Source organism: Lacrimispora indolis DSM 755 (assembly GCF_000526995.1).
Lineage (GTDB): Bacteria > Bacillota > Clostridia > Lachnospirales > Lachnospiraceae > Lacrimispora > Lacrimispora indolis.
Window position 1 is genome coordinate 3,902,529 of record NZ_AZUI01000001.1, and the last position, 17,792, is coordinate 3,920,320.

At 45.8% G+C, this 17,792-nt stretch carries 22 protein-coding genes; 9 read left to right on the plus strand and 13 right to left on the minus strand.

Annotation, left to right across the window (positions count from 1 at the left end; translation table 11 throughout):
• Positions 1 to 13: 13 nt before the first annotated feature.
• From K401_RS0118630 to K401_RS0118675, 9 genes are all read left to right on the plus strand, one after another.
• Complete coding sequence (locus tag K401_RS0118630; protein WP_024294376.1) at positions 14 to 838, plus strand: MetQ/NlpA family ABC transporter substrate-binding protein; 825 nt, start codon at positions 14 to 16, stop codon at positions 836 to 838.
• A gap of 87 nt (positions 839 to 925) precedes the next feature.
• Positions 926 to 1,864, plus strand: coding sequence for a transporter substrate-binding domain-containing protein (locus K401_RS0118635; protein WP_024294377.1), 939 nt, complete (start codon positions 926 to 928; stop codon positions 1,862 to 1,864).
• A gap of 18 nt (positions 1,865 to 1,882) precedes the next feature.
• Positions 1,883 to 2,698: an amino acid ABC transporter permease gene (locus tag K401_RS0118640; RefSeq protein ID WP_024294378.1), complete on the plus strand. Its 816-nt coding sequence runs from the start codon at positions 1,883 to 1,885 to the stop codon at positions 2,696 to 2,698.
• Positions 2,685 to 3,449 (plus strand): amino acid ABC transporter ATP-binding protein, encoded by a 765-nt coding sequence (locus K401_RS0118645; protein WP_024294379.1) that lies wholly within the window; start codon positions 2,685 to 2,687, stop codon positions 3,447 to 3,449. The genes K401_RS0118640 and K401_RS0118645 overlap by 14 nt, the downstream gene beginning before the upstream one ends.
• A gap of 138 nt (positions 3,450 to 3,587) precedes the next feature.
• Entirely contained in the window at positions 3,588 to 4,076 is a 489-nt protein-coding gene (locus tag K401_RS0118655) for a GNAT family N-acetyltransferase (RefSeq protein ID WP_024294380.1), read from the plus strand.
• A 32-nt stretch (positions 4,077 to 4,108) separates the two neighbouring features.
• On the plus strand, positions 4,109 to 5,065 hold the full coding sequence (locus K401_RS0118660) for a glutathione S-transferase family protein (RefSeq protein WP_024294381.1): 957 nt from the start codon (positions 4,109 to 4,111) through the stop codon (positions 5,063 to 5,065).
• Between the two features lie 12 nt (positions 5,066 to 5,077).
• On the plus strand, positions 5,078 to 5,518 hold the full coding sequence (locus tag K401_RS0118665; protein ID WP_024294382.1) for a GNAT family N-acetyltransferase: 441 nt from the start codon (positions 5,078 to 5,080) through the stop codon (positions 5,516 to 5,518).
• 12 nt (positions 5,519 to 5,530) lie between these two features.
• Entirely contained in the window at positions 5,531 to 6,556 is a 1,026-nt protein-coding gene (locus K401_RS0118670; RefSeq protein WP_024294383.1) for a glutathione S-transferase C-terminal domain-containing protein, read from the plus strand.
• Between the two features lie 26 nt (positions 6,557 to 6,582).
• Positions 6,583 to 7,725 carry a M20/M25/M40 family metallo-hydrolase gene (locus K401_RS0118675; RefSeq protein WP_024294384.1) on the plus strand — a complete coding sequence of 381 codons (1,143 nt, stop codon included), beginning with the start codon at positions 6,583 to 6,585 and terminating at the stop codon, positions 7,723 to 7,725.
• Here K401_RS0118675 and K401_RS0118680 read toward each other — a convergent pair.
• The 13 genes from K401_RS0118680 to K401_RS0118740 are packed head-to-tail and all read right to left on the minus strand — an operon-like array spanning position 7,706 to position 17,668.
• Positions 7,706 to 8,449, minus strand: a complete 744-nt coding sequence (locus K401_RS0118680) for an acylneuraminate cytidylyltransferase family protein (RefSeq protein WP_024294385.1) — start codon at positions 8,447 to 8,449, stop codon at positions 7,706 to 7,708. The two genes, K401_RS0118675 and K401_RS0118680, sit on opposite strands and share 20 nt — an antisense overlap.
• Entirely contained in the window at positions 8,449 to 9,612 is a 1,164-nt protein-coding gene (gene neuC, locus K401_RS0118685) for a UDP-N-acetylglucosamine 2-epimerase (RefSeq protein WP_024294386.1), read from the minus strand. Before neuC ends, K401_RS0118680 begins: the two co-directional genes overlap by 1 nt.
• Positions 9,609 to 10,604: an N-acetylneuraminate synthase gene (gene neuB / locus K401_RS0118690; RefSeq protein WP_024294387.1), complete on the minus strand. Its 996-nt coding sequence runs from the start codon at positions 10,602 to 10,604 to the stop codon at positions 9,609 to 9,611. Before neuB ends, neuC begins: the two co-directional genes overlap by 4 nt.
• On the minus strand, positions 10,597 to 11,244 hold the full coding sequence (locus K401_RS0118695; protein WP_024294388.1) for an acetyltransferase: 648 nt from the start codon (positions 11,242 to 11,244) through the stop codon (positions 10,597 to 10,599). The genes neuB and K401_RS0118695 overlap by 8 nt, the downstream gene beginning before the upstream one ends.
• Complete coding sequence (locus tag K401_RS0118700) at positions 11,241 to 12,287, minus strand: nucleotidyltransferase family protein (protein ID WP_024294389.1); 1,047 nt, start codon at positions 12,285 to 12,287, stop codon at positions 11,241 to 11,243. Before K401_RS0118700 ends, K401_RS0118695 begins: the two co-directional genes overlap by 4 nt.
• Before the next feature lie 21 nt (positions 12,288 to 12,308).
• Complete coding sequence (locus K401_RS0118705) at positions 12,309 to 13,457, minus strand: LegC family aminotransferase (protein WP_024294390.1); 1,149 nt, start codon at positions 13,455 to 13,457, stop codon at positions 12,309 to 12,311.
• Positions 13,458 to 13,482: 25 nt separating this feature from the next.
• The gene (locus tag K401_RS0118710; protein WP_024294391.1) at positions 13,483 to 14,463 is read right to left on the minus strand and encodes an NAD-dependent 4,6-dehydratase LegB; all 981 of its coding nucleotides are present in this window, start codon (positions 14,461 to 14,463) and stop codon (positions 13,483 to 13,485) included.
• A gap of 10 nt (positions 14,464 to 14,473) precedes the next feature.
• Positions 14,474 to 14,737 carry a hypothetical protein gene (locus K401_RS0118715; protein WP_024294392.1) on the minus strand — a complete coding sequence of 88 codons (264 nt, stop codon included), beginning with the start codon at positions 14,735 to 14,737 and terminating at the stop codon, positions 14,474 to 14,476.
• A gap of 15 nt (positions 14,738 to 14,752) precedes the next feature.
• On the minus strand, positions 14,753 to 15,052 hold the full coding sequence (locus K401_RS0118720) for a hypothetical protein (protein ID WP_024294393.1): 300 nt from the start codon (positions 15,050 to 15,052) through the stop codon (positions 14,753 to 14,755).
• Positions 15,049 to 15,375, minus strand: coding sequence for a peptidase associated/transthyretin-like domain-containing protein (locus tag K401_RS0118725; protein ID WP_024294394.1), 327 nt, complete (start codon positions 15,373 to 15,375; stop codon positions 15,049 to 15,051). Before K401_RS0118725 ends, K401_RS0118720 begins: the two co-directional genes overlap by 4 nt.
• Positions 15,332 to 15,580 carry a hypothetical protein gene (locus tag K401_RS0118730; RefSeq protein WP_024294395.1) on the minus strand — a complete coding sequence of 83 codons (249 nt, stop codon included), beginning with the start codon at positions 15,578 to 15,580 and terminating at the stop codon, positions 15,332 to 15,334. The genes K401_RS0118725 and K401_RS0118730 overlap by 44 nt, the downstream gene beginning before the upstream one ends.
• A 43-nt stretch (positions 15,581 to 15,623) precedes the next feature.
• Positions 15,624 to 17,339, minus strand: coding sequence for a motility associated factor glycosyltransferase family protein (locus K401_RS0118735; RefSeq protein ID WP_024294396.1), 1,716 nt, complete (start codon positions 17,337 to 17,339; stop codon positions 15,624 to 15,626).
• Between the two features lie 38 nt (positions 17,340 to 17,377).
• Entirely contained in the window at positions 17,378 to 17,668 is a 291-nt protein-coding gene (locus K401_RS0118740; protein WP_024294397.1) for a carboxypeptidase-like regulatory domain-containing protein, read from the minus strand.
• Between the last annotated feature and the right edge of the window lie 124 nt (positions 17,669 to 17,792).

Genomic DNA, 17,792 nt, shown 5'->3' on the forward strand with positions numbered 1-17,792 from the left:
GAGGAACCTAATTATGAAAAAATTTGGATTATCTGTTATCGCTGCCTTGCTTGCCGTCGCCGTTGCAGGCTGCTCCGCCAACACCGGAAGCAAGGTCGGTCAGGACAAAACAACATTGAAATACGGTAAGGCGGCAGGACCGTATACCGTACTGTTTGAAGAGGCGGTAAAGCCTATTTTGGAGAAGCAGGGATATAAACTGGAAGTGGTGGATTTTTCCGACCTTTTACAAAACGACACAGCTTTAAATGAAGGTGAAATTGATTTTAACGTGGAGCAGCACACCGCCTATGCGGATAATTTCAACAAAAACCAAAACGGAAACCTTGTTCCCATTTCCCCCATACCCACCGTTCCAGCCGGATTGTTCTCCGCAAATCACACATCTTTGGAGACAATAGCCGATGGTGCCACGATTGCAGTACCAAATGATGCATCCAATACGGCACGTGCTTATGCGCTTTTGCAAAAAGCCGGCTGGATTAAGCTCAATCCGGATGTTCCTCTTGAAAAGGTAAAGCAATCGGATGTTGTGGAAAACAAGTACAACATCAAATTTGTGGAAATGGATTCGTTAAACATTCCTCCTGCTTTGGATGATTTTGACTTTGCAGTTATTACAGGAAGCATTGTTTATAATGCAGGCATTGACCCTTCCACCGCCATTTTACAGGAAGATATTCTGGATCATCTGATTTTACAGGTGGTTGTAAAGGAAGAAAACAAAGATACAAAATGGGCAAAGGATATTGTGGCAGCTTATCATTCCGACGAATTTAAAGAGTATATGAAAGAGAACAACACAGGCTTGTGGTTTGTTCCCCAGGAATTGCAGTAATGAGGAGACCGCTTTCCAGGAAATAACTTACCGTCAGATGATGTTTTGGGAAATTCCAATAATAAGGAAAAAAGAGGAGAAATGATTATGAAGAAAAATATTGCAGGCAAATCAATTGCAGGAGTGCTTATGGCAGTGGCCGTATTAGGAGCGCTGACCGGATGCAAGGGCACCGCCAATGGGGCGGCTGCAGAAACAGCCGGTGAAACAGCAAAAACGGAAAGTACGGCTGAAACGGCAAAGCAGGAGGAGAGCAGTGAGGCTGCGGGAACGGCTGACTCGGCTGAACCGGTGGTGGTTCATGCGGCAACAGGCGGTTCTCCAAAGCCCTTTACCTTTGTGGACAGCAGCAACCAGCTGACCGGTCACAACATTGAACTGATCAAAGCTGTTTTCGACCGGCTTCCCCAATATAAACTAGAGATTGAAGTTACCGATTTCCCATCTATTTTTGCAGGTCTGGATTCCGACCGGTACCAGATCGGTGTGAACAATTTTGCCAAAAATGAGAAGCGGAAAGAAAAGTATTTATTCACTGACCCCATTTTTGCCAATGAATATGTTGCCATCTTTGCAAAGGGCAGTGACAAAGCAGCTGGTATTGAGACATGGGCTGACCTTGCAGGCTTAAAGACCATCTCCCAGGCAGGGATCAATATTACCACAGCCCTGGAAAACTATAACTCCGCCAATCCTTCAAGCCCCATAACAATCGAATACAGCGATGAGGACCTTGTATTGCAGATCCAGGATGTGGAAGGCGGAAAATATGATTTCGTGTTAATGGATAAACCAATGTTCGAGTATTATCAGAAAGAATTTAATTTTAATGTGGACGGAGTTTCCATCAGCAACACACTTTCAAAGGACTTGATGGAAGAACCCTTCAGTTATCTGATCGTCAGCAAGGGAAATGATACGCTGACAGAAGATATTAACAAGGCTTTAAAAGAAGTGATTCAGGATGGAACCTCAAAGGAAATCAACTTAAAGTGGTTTGGATCCGATTATTCCCCATCTTATTAATAAAACCGGAGGAACAAGATGAGCAAAATATTTGACTGGAAGCTGGTGTTTACGGAAATTCCTGCATTGCTGAAATACTTGCCTGTAACGCTGCAGCTGACGGCAATTGCCCTTCTCATCGGTTGGGTGGCAGGGCTTTTGATCGCCATAGTAAAAATCCACAATATCCCGGTCCTGCGGCAATTATGTACCGTATTTGTTTCGGTCGTACGGGGAACCCCGATTATTGTCCAGCTGTATCTTACGTACTTTGGAATTCCTATCGCTTTAAAATATTATAACTTTTACAATGGAACTTCCTATAACGTAAATGCAATACCGCCAATTATTTTTGCAATTGTGGCTTTGGGACTTAATCAATCTGCCTTTGATTCAGAAACCATACGGGCTGCCATACAATCCGTGGAAAAAGGGCAGGTTGAGGCGGCCAAAGCTCTTGGAATGACAGGGGTTCAAATATTCCGCAGAGTATTGTTCCCCCAGGCAGTGACAGTGGCTCTTCCCTCCCTGGGGAACTCCCTCATCAGTCTGGTAAAAGGAACTTCTCTTGCATTTACCTGCTCAGTGGTTGAAATAACGGCTCAGGGCAAGATCCTTGCCGGAAACAGCTACCGGTATTTTGAAGTTTACTGCTCTTTGGCCATCATTTACTGGGGACTGACGATCATAATTGAACGGCTGTTTGTATATATCGAGAAAAAGATGAGTGTACCGGAAACGGTTGCAGCAGAAGCGTCCGGCGGGAATCCCATTTCACCGGGTAAAACAGGGCGTTCCGGCAAAAAAAGCATGAGCAGGCTCAGGGAAAGGAGGAGTAAGTATGAACGTTATTGAAATAAAAGGATTGAGTAAGAAATTCGGTGATAACGTGGTACTGGATAACGTTGATCTGGTCATCCGCGAAGGGGATGTAGTTGCCATCATCGGGCCCTCAGGAACCGGGAAATCAACCCTCCTCCGTTCCATTAACTTCCTTGAAAAGCCAGAGAAGGGGACCATAAAAATAAACGGTCAGGAAATTGATCTTACCACAAAATCAGCCAGAGAAAAGCTGGAATTGAGAAAGAGTACGGAAATGGTATTCCAGCAGTTTAATCTTTTTAAGAACCGGACCGCCCTGGAAAATGTCATGGAAGGGCTGATGATCGTAAAAAAGCTGAAGAAAAGCGAGGCCAAATCCATTGCGGAAAAGCATTTGCAGAAAGTGGGAATGGGAGACCGTTTATCCCATTATCCCAGGCATTTATCCGGAGGTCAGCAGCAAAGGGTGGCCATTGCAAGGGCACTTGCTATGGATCCCAAGCTGCTTCTCATGGATGAACCCACCTCGGCCCTGGACCCGGAGCTGGTAAGCGAAGTGCTGGTGACCATAAAAAAGGCGGCCCAGGAAGGCAATACCATTCTCCTTGTCACCCATGAAATGAATTTTGTGAAGAACGTGGCCAATCGGATCATCTTCCTGGAAAATGGAAAAATCGTGGCCGACGGGACTCCCAAAGAGATTTTTGATAAACCAAATAACCAACGGCTAAAGGAGTTTTTAGTAAAGATTCACATGCTGGAAAGCGCTGATTATACGATTTAAACTCATCAGGCAGTGAAGCGGAATGGAACATCCGATTGACAGGGGGAAATGACATGGCAGAAGGAATCGAAGTATTTGAAAGCACATTCCGTCATCAGATTCAGGCGGACGGAGAAATCAAGGTTCAGGAGGGTTCCCATGAATGATGTTACATACAAGCTGACAAAGGAAGAAATTAACTGGAAGGAAGTTTCTGACGTGCTGCGGCGTTCCGGATTGTCAGACCGTTCCCCAATGGAGCAGGAAATCATCTTCACAAACAGTTATGCTGTGGTGTTCGTTTACGACAGGGAAAGGATCGTGGGTGTTGGGAGAGCCTTATCCGATGGGATATGCCAGGCGGCCATTTATAACATCGCTCTTGACGAGGAATATCAGGGGCATGGAATCGGCAGAAAGCTCATCCAGTTGCTCCTGGATCAGGTCAGAGGCCAGAACGTGATCCTTTATACCCATCCCAGAACTGTGGCCTTGTACGAAAAAATGGGATTCCGAAGGAGTAAGACGGCCATGTGTTTGTTTCATGGGTCTGAAGAATCCCTTAACTGGATCGATAAGGAAGGATTCCTGCTTCCGGAAACGTATCGCTTTGTTGATGAATACGGCAGAGAGGATATGAAGCGTTAAGCTGGCTTTTAGAAAGAAATGAGGAAATTGCAATGTCAAAAAAATATATTACTGATGAGATCGAAGCAGATGGGAAATTTAAACGGCAGAAAAACCGGTTTACAACCGCCTTTGGAACAGAAGAAGGGCAGCTGCCTGTAGAAGCAGGCAGATACCGTTTGCTCTGGTCCCCTGCCTGCCCATGGGCCCACCGTTCTGTTATTGTCAGGAGTCTGCTAGGACTCCAGGATGCGGTCAGCCTGGGAACTCTGGATCCCATAAGGCCTGATGTGGGGCGGACAGACTGGGCGTTTACCCTGGATGAACAGGGAGAAGATCCGGTATTAAAGATCAAATATTTAAGCGAGGCATACCAAAAGGCAGATCCGGATTATCAGGGCAGGTTTACCGTGCCCGCCGTCGTTGACCTGGCAACAGGAAAAGTGGTGAACAACGATTATTTTAACCTGACTAGGTACTGGGAAGTGGAATGGAAGAAATACCACAGGCAGGGAGCGCCGGATCTGTATCCAAAAGAGCTGAGAGAAGAAATCGATGAATTAAATGAGATCCTGTTTCATGAGATCAACAACGGGGTTTACAAGGCAGGATTTGCCAGAAGCCAGGAGGCCTATGAAGAGGCATATAACCTGGTCTTTCACCGTCTGGACTGGCTGGAGGAGCGGTTGGGCCGCAGCCGTTATCTGTTTGGAGACAAGATCACGGAATCTGATATCAGGCTATATGTGACCCTGGCCCGGTTTGATGCGGCCTATTACAACGGCTTTCTGCTGAACAGAAGTCTTATTTCCGATTTCCCCAATCTTTGGGGATATGCCAGAGATTTATATTCACAGCCGGGATTTGGGGATACCACAGATTTTGAGGCTATTAAGACCCATTATCATTTGTGTGCGGTTTCCGGAAACCCCTATTATCTGGTACCCAAGGGTCCAGACCTTTCCATTTGGAAAATACCTCATGGAAGAGGCAGGATCAATTATGAATAAGGGGGCGGCAGGATGAAGGCAGTAAGGGTAAAAGAACACTGGCAGCTTGCAGGCGTTCATTATGTAAGAACAGAAACAATGGTAAAAGGATTCCGGATTCCGCTGCATAAGGAATTTGATGAAGGGGATTCGGAAGAATCTCTCTATGTGCTGGTGCTTGATGACATTTATCCTGTAGCAGCCTGCCGGATCCATGTTTCTGACAATGAAGAAACGGCTAAAATTGAGCGGGTCAGCGTCCTTTCAGAATACCGGAAAAAGGGCGTGGGGCGGCTGCTGATTGAAGAGGCAGAAAACTGGATCAGGGAATCCGGTGTTAAAAAAATCTGTATCACCAGCCGGGATGAGGCAGTAGGCTTTTACGAAGCCCTGGGCTACAAAGCAGATTATAACAGGCAGACGGATACCGGGATTTTTAAGATCATCTACACGGAAAAAATATTAAAGGAATAGGAGGAAATTCACATGGCAGATTTAAGCAGCGGGCAAAAGGTACGCCCAAAGGAAATAGAAAAGGAAATCGACGAAAGAGGTGCATTTATCCGCCAGCCTAACCGGTTTACAACTCCTTTTGGAGATGGAGAACAGGATCTAAAGGCAGAAAAGGGCAGGTACCGGTTGTTTTGGGCAAAAGGCTGCCATTGGTCCAACCGGGCCTCCATTGTGCGGGAGCTGCTGGGCCTTTCAGATGCCATCGGCATTAATTTAGTGGGCCACAGCAAAGAAAATAGTGCATATGGCTGGGAATTCGTGTATAATGAGGACAGAAAGGACCCGGTCCTTGGCGCTCAGTACTTAAGCGAGTTTTATTATAATGCGGATCCGGATTATGAAGGACGCTGCACGGTTCCGGCCCTTGTGGATGTTACTGCGAAGCAGGTGGTCAACAATGATTACCACAGGCTGACCAATTACTTTGAAACAGCCTTCCGTCCCTTCCAGAATCCCGATGCCCCGGACTTATATCCTGAGGAGCTTAGAAAAGAGATCGACGATTACAACGACTGGCTTTTTCCTAATGTGAACAACGGGACCTACCGGATGATGTTTGCCCAGTCCATAGAAGCCTATGAAGAAGCGTTTGAAGACTTTTATAACGCTCTGGATTCTATCGAAGAACGCCTGTCTAAAAACCGTTTTTTATTTGGGGATTACGTGACGGACAGCGATGTAAGGCTTTTTGTGACCCTGGCAAGGTTTGACACCCATTATTACCGGAACTTAGGCCCCATTAAGCACAGAGTGGTTGATTACGAAAACATCTGGGGATATTGCAGGGATTTGTATGAAATTCCTGCATTCAGAAACAATACTTACTTCCGGGATATTGCGGCGCCCCAGTCGGAAAACAAGTCCTTTTTCCAGGATTTTAATTCCCGTTTTGTGAACCAGATCGATTATGAGGGCATCTGGTCGGCTCCACAGAACCGGAAGGAATTAAGCAAAACGCCGGAAGAAAAGTTTAAAAGATATGATGATGTAAAAAAATAACTGATATGAAAAGAGCAGGTGACCGTATGATTCATAGAAGCAGGCTTGTAAGCCAATTTAAAAAAATGGTGGAATTTGATTCCGAAACTTATCAGGAGCGGGAAATCGCAGATTATTTGACAGGTGAATTAAAACAGCTTGGATTTGAAGTGTGGGAGGATGATGCCGGTTACCGGCTGAAAGAAAAGCTGCCGGAATATGGAACAGCAGCTCCCACGGGAAATCTTTACGGCTTTTTAAAGGGAACCTCAAATTCATCCCCCATATTGCTGTCAGCCCATATGGATACGGTAAAGCCTGGAATCGGCAAGAGAGCGGTGGAAGATGAACAGGGAATGATCACATCGGAAGGGGATACGGTTCTCGGTGCCGATGACCTTTCCGGGATCGCAGCCATACTTGAGGCTGTCCGGGTGATCCGGGAAAATAACCTTTCCCACCCGGATATTGAAGTCCTGTTCCCTGTGGCGGAAGAGAACTACGGAAAAGGGAGCCAGCTCATTGATTATTCAAAAATAAAGTCAAAGCAGGCCTATGTATTTGATCTAAGCGGGGAGATCGGCCTGGCAGCAACAGCAGCGCCTACCCTTCTTTCCTTTAAACTTGAGGTAAAGGGCAAAACTGCACACGCAGGCTTCTGCCCCCAGCTGGGGATCAATGCCATTGAGATCGCAGCCCATGCAATTTCCCAGTTAAAACAGGGATGGGTGGATGAAGATACCACCGTAAACATTGGAAAAATAAGCGGTGGAAAGCAGACCAACATTGTTTCCGACGAATGTGTTGTTTTGGGCGAGATCCGAAGCTTAAAGGATCATAAGGCTATGGAAGAATGGAATACACTGAAGGAAACCTTTGAACGTACGGCTGTCTCATATGGAGGAAGCTTAGAAATCGTCTTTGAAAAGCAGATCGAAGCCTATGAAATAGGGGACGGCGAAGAGGTGGTGGAACGGTTTAAACGGGTGTGCCGGTCCCTTGGCTTAAAAGGCACCACCCAGTATACCCTGGGCGGCAGCGATAACAACCATTTTGTCCGCAATGGGATCCGGGGGATCGTGGTTGCCTGCGGAATGAACGAAGTCCATACGCCAAAAGAATTTACAACAGCAGAAGAACTTGAGAAAAGTGCTCTTCTGGCCCTTGGTCTCATAAGGGATGAAAATTAAGGGAAGGTTTTTTGGCAGGATTTGATAACTCTTTATCAAGCAGAAGCAATTCCGCTATTTTAAACTGAAAATCATCGTCAATGTCAACGGAATCAAAGGCATTCATGAAATAGGGCAGAGTCCTGCCCTCATAAAAGCTTTTATGCTTCATAAAATAACTGGTCAGAGACAGGTAGATGGCCCCGTTTAATCGGTATTCGGGCCGAATATCCTGTCTTCTCACCTGTTTTTTATCTGAGAACGGGACTTTTACCATTCCTTCATCCGTAAGCCGTATGGTTAAGTAGGAGGTGGGTTCTGACTTACAGATGCTGATGACGGAATCGGCATGATTCTCTGCCAGGATATGAGCGCTTTCTATCATATGGGTTTCGTTTCTGAGAGGAGAGGTCGGCTGTAAGAGCATGAAGCAGTCAAAGGTTTTTCCATGACGTTCCATCTCCTCCAGTACATGAAGTATGACGTCAATGGAGGAAGCCTGGTCAGATGCCAGCTTTTCAGGGCGAAGAAACGGCACACTGGCTCCGAAGCGCTCTGCGATCTTTGCGTATTTAACTGAGTCTGTGGACACCAGAATATCGTCGAAGATCTTGGAGCGCTTACAGGCTTCCACCGTATATGCCATAAGAGGCTTGTGGTTTATTTCTCTGATATTTTTGTCTATGATTCCCTTTGAGCCGCTGCGGGCAGGTATGATTGCTAAAAAAGTCTTGTCTTTATACATTACATCCTCCACTCCACATCATAAAAATTCTTTTCCAGATGAATTCCCTTATGAAACTCCTGTTTTATCACACCAATTATCTGCCTGCTGGTATCCCGGCTCTCGTAAGGGTTTGGAACCTCCTCCTGGCGCAGGTTAAAGTCCAGGGCTTTTTGGATGGCTGCCGTGATCTCCCTTGCAGAAGAACCGCAGCTTATGACAGAGGCTGGCTTTATCCTTCCATCCTGTCTGCTTCCAATGTTAACGGAGGGCACCTTGAGAAAAGGCGCCTCCATGATCCCGCTGGAGGAATTTCCAATCACGGCCTGAGCACAGTTCATCAGGCTTAAGTAGCGCCGTACCCCAAGGGAAGGGAATACCGCCGATTTTTTGGGATGTTCCCTTACATAAACGTCGATCATTTCGTTGATCCGGTTTCCGCCTGTGTCGGAATTGCTCCTTGTAAAGACTGTAAATAAATCCGGAAAGTGAAGAAGGGCCTCTGTCAATGGCTGAAACTGTGCAGAAGCGTTTTTCTGGCTTAAAGTGGCGGGATGAAAGGTCACAAGAGCCATTGGCGGGGTCAGTGGGATATTTAATGCTTCCTCTAATTCCCGCCTGGTCAGCAGATTTATGGTTTTCATGTTTTCGATCCCAAGGGCTCCCACCCAATAGACTCTATCCGGGGCTTCTCCCATCTGAATGACCCGTCTCCTGTATTCCTTTGTGCTGGTAAAATGAAGGTTGCTCATCTTAGTAATGGCGTGCCTCATACAATCGTCGAATGCGCCCTTTGTTATTTCCCCGCCGTGTATGTGGGCGATAGGGATTTTGCAGATGACAGCGGCGCTTGCTGCCATAAAGGTTTCATACCGGTCGCCAAGCAGAACCACCATATCCGGTTTTAACCGCTGATAGGCTTCGGATAAGCTGATCATTTCCAGGCCCATGGATTTGCAGATTCCAGAGGAGGTGTCTGAGGCCAGGTTCATCTCTATTTTCTCATCGACTTTTATGCCGCTGTTTTCTATATCCTCACAGCCATTCCCATATCTGGTATCCAGATGGCTTCCGGTGGCAATCACCTGCAGCATAAATTCCGGGTCCTGAAGGGCCCGGTCCATCACCGGCTTTAACAGGCCGTACTCTGCCCGGTTTCCGGTCACAACGCATAATCTGATCATTGGTCGATCCTTTCGTCCTTTTCATAGTTTCTTTGTGCTGTTTTCCCTAACAGGCTGTGGATTTTCATGGGAGAGATTCCATAGCCGCAGCGTTTGGCGCATAAGTTATTTAAGGTAAAGGCTTCCCCCTGTCTGATCTCCCTGGAAGCCACCAGATATTTTCTCACATGATCTCTGTTTCTTAGTTCCGCCTCTGTGGGCCTTTTCACTCCATCCCCAAGGGCCAGCTCAATGTTTCTGACGCTGTCCACCATGTGCTTGAATTCATCCGGCTCCAGACTGGCCTTGTGATCCGGACCGGGCATGGTTTTATCCAGGGTCATATGCTTTTCAATGACACAGGCGCCAAGGGCAGCAGCGGCGATAGCCACTTCGATTCCTGGCGTATGGTCGGAATATCCCACCTGCTTATGAAATCTGCGCTTTAAGGTGTCCATGGCGTTTAAGTTCACATCCAACATCATGGTTGGATAAGCGCTGGAACAATGGAGCAGGATAATTTCCTTTCCGCTGCTTTCTAAGATCTCCAGTGCTTCCCCCACCTCGTCCTCAGTGGACATTCCCGTTGACAGAATAACCTTCCTTTTTAAGGAAGCAATTTTTTTTAAATACCCATAGTTTGTGATCTCCCCTGAGGGGATCTTTATGGGCTCAACCCCAAGCCGGTCAAGGAAAAGGAGGCTTTCCTCATCAAAAGGAGAGGAAAGGAATGTTATTTGCCGGAAGGCACAGTACTGGACCAGTTCTTCAAAGGCCTGCCAGGATAATTCCAGGCTCTTTAACATTTCATATTGGGACATGGCATGGCCGGTATTTTCTATCTGGTAGTCCGCTTTCCTGGCATCAGGGACCACAAGGAGATTTGTCTTAAAGGTCTGGAATTTGATGGCGTCGGCTCCAGTGATGCTTGCGGCGTCGATCAATTGTTTGGCAATCGTTATATCGCCGTTGTGGTTTACCCCTGCTTCGGCAATTATCATGACTTTACTCATGGGAAGCTACCTCCTTTGCCGGACTCCCATAGGCCAGCTTTTTAGATGATATATTTTTCAGGACCAGACTGCCTGCTCCGATCATGGTGCCGTTACCAATGCTCACACCCTGGAGGAGGGTGGAATGGGCTCCAATATGGGTATTGGCCTTAACCTGGACATTTCCGCATAAGACACATCCAGGAGCAATGTGGACAAAGTCCTCGATCCTGCAGCCATGTTCCAGGATGGCGCCTGTATTGATAATGGTTCCGTTTCCGATGGTAACGCCGGTATTGATGAGGACTCCCTTTCCAATGAAATTTCCTTCTCCCATTTTAATAGTTTCGGAGAGGATGGCGCTTTTGTCGATGATATTGGGAAGTTCATAGCCGATATTCCGGCATAATTGGTATAACTTCTGTCTTGGGCCGGGGTTTCCCATGCTTCCTACGGCAATCACCGCATTCCTGATCCCCATATTAAAAAAATAGGTTAAATCCTGGTCGCTTCCGATTACCTTTATGCCCAGTACATCTGTTCCCGCTTTTTTTCCTGGATCCAGGATGCCGGCGATGCTGTAAGTTTCCAATCCCCGGATGGTGTCTATGATGCTTTCCCCATGGCCGCCTCCGCCGATCAGAATCAATTCTTTTTTCATAATTTCATTCTTTCAGCCATTTTTTTCATTTCACTGAATTCCCCCATATCCAGCCAGGCGCTGTCCATAACAGGATAGGCGCCTACCTGCTCGCCGTTTTTTAAGCACCTGCGGATTAAGTCCGTCATATCAAAATACTGGTTATCAGGAATGTATTTTAGTATTTCTTCCTCCAATACGTAAAGTCCGGTGCTCACCAGCAGCTCATATCTGGGTTTTTCCTTTAAGGCATCAATGCTTCCGTTTTCTCCCAGGGTGATCACTCCGTAAGGAATCTCATAGCTTTTCATGGCCGTGACAACGGTGATCTTATTTTTATGGGTCTTGTGGTACATGAGAAGCTTGGTGTAATTGACATCCACTAAAATGTCGCAGTTGCTTACCAGAAAGCTCCCCTTTATATCCTTTTTTGCCAGGTTTAAGGAACCGGCTGTTCCCAGGGGTTTCTCTTCTTCGATCAGGTGCAGATGATAACGGCGGTCATCGTTAAAATAAGCTTTTATCATCTCTTTCTTATAATTTATGGTGAGATAGAATTCATGAAACCCGTACTCCATCATCTGATCCATGATTCTTTCTACGATGGGGATATCGCCTATGGGAATCAGGGGTTTTGGAATGACCTTTGTATATGGATATAACCGGGAACCCTTGCCTCCGGCCATGATGACTACCGGCGTCTGGGTCTGTTGGGAACGGCCCGGATCATGACCGCTCAGCTCATTCCAGAACAGGATATCAGTGACCTGGTTATTGTCATTTACCAGGGGCAGCCCCTCAATTTGTTTTTCTCTCATGATTTCCAGGGCCAGATGGCTTTTATCCTTTTTTATAACAACAGGAGCGGTGTTCATGATCAGGCGCACTGGCATGGAAATGTCTTTATTCTTTAATATCCACCGCCTGATATCCCCATCGGTGAGAACACCGGCCAGCTTATGATCCTCTTCAACAACAAGGAGTTTTCTTGCCGTCTGGTCCAATTGTTTAATTGCATCCCGAATGGAACGGTCCGGAGCAATGATAAATTTATGAACTTCCATGCCTATCCCTCTTTCAGACTGCTAAATGCAGTTTAATGCTTCAATAATATAATCCATGTCCTTTTTTAGAAGGTTGGTGCTGCAGGGAATATTGATGATCCGGTTCCAGTAAAGGGGTGCTTTTTCTATAAAATAGGCCTGGCAATCCTCATACATTTTCTGGGTATGAATCAGCTGCCAGATAGGCCTTGTTTCAATATCCTTTTCCCTTAACCGCTTCATAACCCTATCCCGGTCCGGCCCGCCGCTTTTTAAGAGGAGGGAATAAAACCACCGGTTATTCCTGGCCTTTTGGTTAAAGGGAAGCAGCTCAAAGTTTTCCATTGCTTGTATGGCGTTTCTGTAGTACTCATAATTGGCTTCCTTGATCCGGATAAAATCCTCCAGGCATTCCAGCTGGGCGACTCCCAGGGCTGCCTGTAAGTTTGTCATGCGGTAGTTATAACCCACTTCCTTGTGAGTATAGAAAAAGGGGTCGTCTTTTGCCTGGGCGGCAAGATACCTGGCTTTTTCCAGGGCATTTTCATCCTTTGCCGTTACCATCCCTCCTCCCCCTGTGGTGATGATCTTATTGCCGTTAAAGGAATAGGTCCCGAAGTCCCCAATGGTCCCTGCAAATTGACCCATGTATTTCCCCTGCTTATAACAGGTTCCCAGTGCTTCCGCGGCATCTTCGATCAATTGGAATCCATATTGTTCAGACAATGCTTTCAGCCGTTCCATATCCGCCATGTTGCCAAAGATGTGGACGGCCACAACCGCCTGAATGTGACGGCTGGTACGCTTGTTTACCGGCCCGGAAGAGGTCATGAGGCATTCCTTTTTCAAAAAATCTTCCAGCTTGTCACAGTCTATATTCAGAGAATCGTCACAATCCATAAAGACCGGGACAGCTCCTGCGTAAACCGCAGGGTTGACGGAAGCAATAAAGGTAAGGGTGGGAACGATCACTTCCTGCCCCGGCTTTACGCCGGATAAGAGCAGGGCCAAATGGATGGCGGCAGTTCCGCTTTGAACGGCAGCTGCGCCGGATACATTTAAATAAGAGGCCATGTTCCGTTCAAACTTTGCTACATAGGTGCCTGCGGAGGAAATCCAGCCGCTTTCAAGAGCATCCAAGATATATTTTTTTTCGTTCCCTTTTAGATTGGGAACGGATAAAGGGATCATATTCTTTCCTCCCCCTCATTTCGTTCTATAGGTTATAGATTCCGGCCTTGTACTTATCCAGGTTTTTCTCCATCCAGCTGATGGTTTCTTTCAGGCCAAGGGAAAGAGTGTATTCCTGGTTCCAGCCGGTAAGGTCTTTTAACTTCTGATTGGATCCCAAAAGCCTGTTTACTTCACTTTTTTCAGGGCGCAGCCTTTGAGATTCACAGATGATACTGGCTTTTGGGTCGATCTGATTGATCAGCTCCAATGCAAGTTCACCTATGGAGATTTCTTTCTGGCTGGCAATGTTGATCTCTTCCCCAATGGTCTTTTCTGACTTTTCTATTTCAATAAATCCGTTTACCGTATCTTTTACATAATTAAAATCCCTGGTGGGGGTCAGGCTGCCAAGGCGTATTTCCCCGGCTCCCGCTAACAGCTGGCTGATGATGGCCGGTATCACAGCTCTTGCAGACTGTCTCGGTCCGTAAGTATTAAAAGGCCGGACAATGGCCACCGGAAGGGAAAAGCTTCTGTAAAAAGATTCCGCCAGCCTGTCTGCTCCGATCTTTGTGGCAGAATAGGGCGATTGTCCCTGAAAGGGATGGGCTTCGTCAATAGGGACGTATCTGGCGCTGCCGTAAACCTCGGAAGTGGAGGTGATGAGCACTTTATCCGTGCCAAGGCTTCTTGCGGCCTGGAGAACATTTAGCGTCCCCTTGATGTTGGTATCCACATAGGAATCAGGAGAGTGATAGCTGAAGGGGATGGCGATCAGTGCAGCCAGATGAAAGACGGATTCCATTCCAGTCATGGCGGTTCTTACGCCGTTGGGATCCCGGATGTCCCCGGCCTGTATTTCAATTTCTTTCTTTATTCCTTGAGGAAGAGAGTCCAGCCAGCCCCAGGTATTAAAGGAATTATAAAAGGTAAACGCTCTTACTTCATATCCCTGTTCAACAAGTCTTTCCGTTAAGTGGCTGCCTATAAATCCATCTGCTCCTGTAACCAGAACCTTTTTCATGTTTCCTCCCTTACTTGTGATGGTTATCAAAAACCTTTATTTTGTAGCTGCTCGTCTTATCTGAGATAGAAAAGCAGAATTCTCCCCATTCATTGGTGAGCGTATGCTCAAGGTAGGTTCCTATCTGTCCGTTTTCCTGTAATTCTTCATCATAAACAGGGCTGAGCTTTTCTAAAATTACAACAGCGCCTATGACCGGACAAGAATCCTTATAACGGACCCTTCCCTTAATTAATATACCTTCCATATGGTATTCATGATTGATCTGTTCCATAATGTGCAACCCCGCCTAAGTGGTTATAAGTGGTTCGTAAATATCCAGCTGATAATTGGCGTACCTGTCTTTTTCCACGGCAATGGCAAATTCTCCGGACCCGTTGGTGATCACATAACCCTTATTTACCCGCTGGTTTTCCTGGGTTATTTTGATGACCCGGACAACAGCTCCTTCTATGACCTCCTGGCGTGAATTAAAAATCGTGCCTCTCAACAAGACCTGGTCAGATTTTTCCATGATAATAGTGGTCTTTATCATGTCACTGTTCTTAAAATGCTTTGGTGACAAAATAATTTCCGTATAACCGCTCAATGGAGTCCCTCCTTTCCCAAGAAAAGAAGAGGAGCATAAACAGCCAATTCATACTTCTTATCAGACTTTGCCTTAATGGAAAATAAATAATACCCGTTTTCATCTGCCACGGTATAACCCAGCAGCTGCCTGGTGCCGTCCTGGCAGTCGATTTGGGCGATACGGATCACAGCCCCCCTGCAGGGCTTCTGGTCCTGACCGTATATGGTTCCCTTGATGATCTGAAAGTTCTGCTTTTCCAGCTGGATGTGAAAGTGATATTCCGGGCGGGACTGGAGCCTAGCTCCGTTTATTCTTAAAGAAGACTTTTTGAAGCAGTTCATAAAATTTATTATGCCCCCCTCCGCCTTTTGCGGCCTCGGTCATGCTGCGGGTATATACGGTCACGTTTAATTCCTGTTTCCCATTGGTATCCTCAGCATTGATAATGTTTCCCGCCTGTTCCTTCCCGTTGATGATCATCTTATTGATTTTTACTTCTTTATATTTGGTATCATTGATTTCTTTATTTTTGCTCTCATCTTCCATAGCTCGATCCTCTTTTTCCATTTTTTTACTAAACTATATGCGGTTAATAGAATTCTGTTACGGTCTCTAAAATGGTTTCGTTTACTTCCTCCAGCATTTCTTTCATTCTATTAAAATATATTTGAAAAGACCTGGCCTGATGCTGCAGATCAGAGGTCAGCTTTTTATAATCCTTTGCAGACATATGAAATGTTTTTTCCTTCATTTCAAAAACAAATTCGCTGAAATATCCTCCCAGATATTTGGTATTTACATCATTTTCAAAGTCAGTCACAACCTTTAAGATATACAGGATTCTCTGTAAATCAATATCTCTTTCATCAATCTTTAAAAGAGATTTTGTATGGTTTTCGGAACGTATGATTTCGCATAATTCCAGGCATTGGCTTGCCTTTATCCTGTATTCCTCCAGAAAGTGAAGGAGAGAATCTATGGTTTCTTTGCTGTCCATATGGACTTCACGGCTTGGAATGAACTTCTTTTTTTGTCTGCCTGTTGCTTCTTCCTTAAACACTTCCGAAAGCTCCTTATGTGGCGCACCTTTTATTTCCGCTCCATAGGAACAGTTAATAAACCGGATCCGTTTCTGGTCCTTAAAAATGGTAATGTAGTGTTCCAGCCTTCTCCGGTAATGATCCAGGGTAACGGTGGTCCCCACGGGATTTCCGTAAACATCCTTTACAAGGGTTGTGGCACCGTATGTCAGGCTTTTATCATAATCAAAGACCGCACTGTCCGCGTGGTGCTTGTGGTAAGTATGGGCAAAATCCTGACCCAGGAATATGATGGGAGAGCAGCCCGTCATGTTTGCAATGTCAATGCAGGCATGGGCAACGGAACCTCCGCAAAACACTGCCTGATAATTTTCAAAGCCCTCTACTGTCTGGGAAAACAGGAGAGAGATGAAGACTTTATCTCCTTTATAATCTCTCACTAAATACCTGTTGCTGTATTCATAAAACGCAAGAGGCGCCTCCAGATTTAAGCAGTTCTTCATCATATCAAAGTTAGCATCAACCGGATCCACGGACACGATCATATCAGGAACAATCCCGTTTTTCGTCAAGGCTTCGACGGTCCTGCTTCCGGTAATGATAAAATACCGGTCAAGCTGATCCTTATGAGCCAGCATTTCCTTGATGTTGGAATCCAGAGAGGGGCCTCCGGATACTACCAGGGCCGGCACGTTTAAGTTAGACAGCCTGCAGCGGTGGATAGGAGTGGACCGGTCCAATGCTTTCATATTGGCAATCATGTTCTGGATGAAAACTTTTTTAAAGCGCTTTGCAAGATCCACCTGGGAAGCTGCATTGATGATGGTCCAATCAAGCAGTTCGATCAATCGGCCGTATTCTTCCTCATAAACGCTGCGGTAGTTGCCGAATGCGTGAAAGTAAATGTTATTGATATTTTTAAAGTGGATCATACTGTCAAAAATTTGTTTCACCTGGTTTTCATCAAAGGGAACAAGAATGATATTGTCCCCTAATTTAGAACCGAATTTTTTTCGGATTCCAGGGTTTGGTTCAAAAATAATCACTCTGTTTCTTTCACACAGCAATTTTTTCATAAGAGGAATGTATGCTCCCGTATCAATTCCAAATAGGAAAATCAGGGAGTCAAATTTTAAGTCATCTAAGGTATCCAGCAGTTTTTTTATCTCCTTTCCGTAATTGATCCGGTCAGCCAAAAAGATTCGTTTTTTATCCTTTTTTATCCCATAGACGTGGTAGCCATCCAATGTTTTATACTTCTTCATTACAACCTCCCTGTTCATTGGTTATACTTTGTTCCCGTTTATACGGGCGAATAAGCAATCAATTTATATTTCTTTTCACCAATTCTGGGAAGTGATATTCCGTAAGAACCATCATGAAGCGTAAAGGTCACGCCTAAGCATTTTTCTTCTGCTGGAATCCGGGAATCATCCACAAAGCGTATTTCAACGGCAGCGTTTGGCAAAGGCTTTCCGGTGGGGCTGTATACGGTTCCCGTGATCAATAGATACGAGTTATTTGACAGGGTAATATCTGCTGTCACGATTCTGGAACAAATGATCTGACAGCCTGTGAAAGTTACTTTTGGCAATAGTCCTCCCCCTCCTTTGTGATAAATAATGTTTATTGAAGAAAAGGCGCCTCAAAGGTTCCTTTTCAAATCCCATACATGCCAGATATCGTTATATTAGCTTTCGCCCGTTGGTGTTTGGTGA